2 protein-coding genes are annotated in these 2348 nt (G+C 66.1%); one reads left to right on the top strand and one right to left on the bottom strand.

Going from position 1 to position 2348, the window contains the following annotated elements:
- Nucleotides 1-1314, top strand: a 1314-nt coding sequence (locus Q7T84_RS17555; RefSeq protein WP_304811412.1) for an aminoacyl--tRNA ligase-related protein, incomplete at its 5' end; no start/stop codon positions are given.
- An 8-nt stretch (nucleotides 1315-1322) separates the two neighbouring features.
- On the opposite strand, the gene Q7T84_RS17550 is transcribed toward Q7T84_RS17555, so the two are convergent.
- Nucleotides 1323-2012, bottom strand: coding sequence for a class I SAM-dependent methyltransferase (locus Q7T84_RS17550; protein WP_304811410.1), 690 nt, complete (start codon nucleotides 2010-2012; stop codon nucleotides 1323-1325).
- Between the last annotated feature and the right edge of the window lie 336 nt (nucleotides 2013-2348).

The following is a 2348-nucleotide window of genomic DNA, read 5'->3' as shown; positions in this document are numbered from 1 at the left end:
GAAGCCGAACACGTGGAGGGCTTCGCCAAGGAGATGGCGGTCGTCACCCACCACCGGCTGAAAAACATCGACGGCAAGCTGCAGCCTGATCCCGACGCCAAGCTGGAAGAGCCCCTGATCGTCCGCCCGACCTCGGAGACGATCATCGGCGACGCCTTCTCGCGCTGGATCAAGAGCTACCGCGACCTGCCGATGAAGATCAACCAGTGGGCCAATGTGGTCCGCTGGGAGATGCGCACCCGCCTGTTCCTCCGCACCTCGGAATTCCTCTGGCAGGAGGGCCATACCGCCCACGTCAGCCGCGAGGACGCCTTGGCCTCGACGCTGCAGGCGTTGGAGATGTATCGGGAGTTCTCCGAGACCGTGCTCGCCATGCCGGTGATCGCCGGCGAGAAGCCGGAGAACGAGCGTTTTCCCGGTGCGGAAGCCACCTATTCCATCGAAGCGATGATGCAGGACGGCAAGGCGCTGCAGGCCGGCACCTCGCACTATCTGGGCACCAGCTTCTCCCGCGCTCAAAACATCCGCTACCAGAGCGACAGCGGCGACCTGGAATTCTGCCACACCTCGAGCTGGGGCGTGTCGACCCGTCTAATCGGCGGCGTGATCATGACCCATGGCGATGATGACGGCCTGCGCCTGCCGCCCGCCATCGCCCCGCGCCAGATCGTCGTGGTGCCGATGCTGCGCGGCAAGCCCGAGGACGCCGAGGTCCTGGCCTTCGCCGAGGGCCTGGTGAAGGCGCTGCATGAGAAGTTCGCCCTCGGCGAGCCGATCCGCGCCCTGCTGGACACCAAGGACCAGAAGTCGAGCGACAAGCGTTGGAACTGGGTGCGCCGCGGCGCGCCGATCATCGTCGAGCTGGGCCCGCGCGATGCGGCCAGCGGCCAAGTCACCTTCATGCGTCGCGACAATCTGCGCGACGGCGACAAGGTGCAGTCTCAGGCGATGTCGCGCGACGATTTCATCGACGCCGCGCCCGGCCTGCTGGCCGCGATTCAGCAAACCCTGTTCGAAGAGGCCAAGGCCAGCCTGGACGCCAACATTCGCGGTGATCTGACCACCTTCGACCAAGTCGCCGAGTACTTCGGCAAGGTGTCGGACGAAGAGGAAGAGACCTCGGCCTTCAAGGGCTGGGTCCGCGCCTCCTGGTCGCGCCCGACGGGCGAGGCCCTGGACGCTGTTGAGCAGCGCCTCAAGGGCTTCAAGCTCACCTTGCGCAACGCGCCGATGAACCAACCGTCCAGCTTCGGACCCTGCGTCTTCACCGGTGAGCCCGGTGTCGAAGAGATCCTGATCGGGCGTTCCTACTAGCCGGCCTACTAGCCGGGCGCTTCAGCGAGGTAGGTGGCGTAGACGCCATCGTGGGTGCGCTCCAGCAGCGTAAAGCCCGCCTCGCTGATCATCCGTTCCAGGATCCAGCCGAATGTCGAATGCTCCTCGCGCACATGGCAGGCGCCGTCCGCGCGGCTGTAGCCGCTTTGCTGGACCAGATCCTCGATCCAGCGCGCCGCGGTCAGCGGCACGGCGTCGGGCGTGCAGTTGAAGACCATGTCGCGGATGTAGAGCCGCCCGCCGGGCTTCAGCGCATCGCGCATCCGGGTCAGGGCCACGGCCTTCCATAGGTCGGGCAGATGGTGCAGCGCCGCCTTGGTGACGATCAGGTCCAGGTCGCCTGATCCGGCGAAAGTCAGGAAGCCAGCCCGCTCGAAGGTGATGTTGGCTAGGCTCAGCGACTTCGCCCGCGCTTCAGCGGCGCGCAGCATGGCGCCCGACACGTCGATCGCGCGGACCGACCCGGCCATGGTCGCGGCGGTACAGGCCAACAGCCCGGTGCCGCAGCCTATATCGGCCATGGCGGTCGTGGGCGTCACGCCCAGCCGGGTCAGCAGGGCGCGGTCGGCGTCGCTTGAGCCGCCCTGGCGGGCGTCATAGGTCGAGACCTCGGCTTCGTCCTCGAAATCGAGGCCGATTTGCTTCAGGTCGTCGTACCACCAGTCGGGTTGGGTCACGTGTATCTCCATCAAATAGGCGGATGGAGAGCTCTGGCCGGTCCATCCGCGAGGGAAGGGAACCGGCGAGAGAGCGGCCGAGTCAGGGCCGAGTTCGTCCGTCAGGTCCCCAGGGCGGGGACGCGTACGATCAGAACTTGGTTGGACAGGGCGTGCATCACGGTCGAGCGTAGGCGGTTCTTCGCCTTTGCGCCAGACCGATGTTACGCCGATGCAGCGTAGGCGACGTTCGTGGCCAAGGCGGTGGTCGTCGATCACAATGGCGCGGTGGATGTCGAGGATATCCACAGTGGGGGGCGATCCTCCGGCTACGTATCAGCGCCTTGGAGACGCAGA

This window comes from Phenylobacterium sp. (genome assembly GCF_030654915.1).
Classification (GTDB): Bacteria; Pseudomonadota; Alphaproteobacteria; order Caulobacterales; family Caulobacteraceae; genus Phenylobacterium.
Note: the sequence above shows the minus strand (reverse complement) of the source record. Positions and strands in the feature narration are given on the sequence as shown.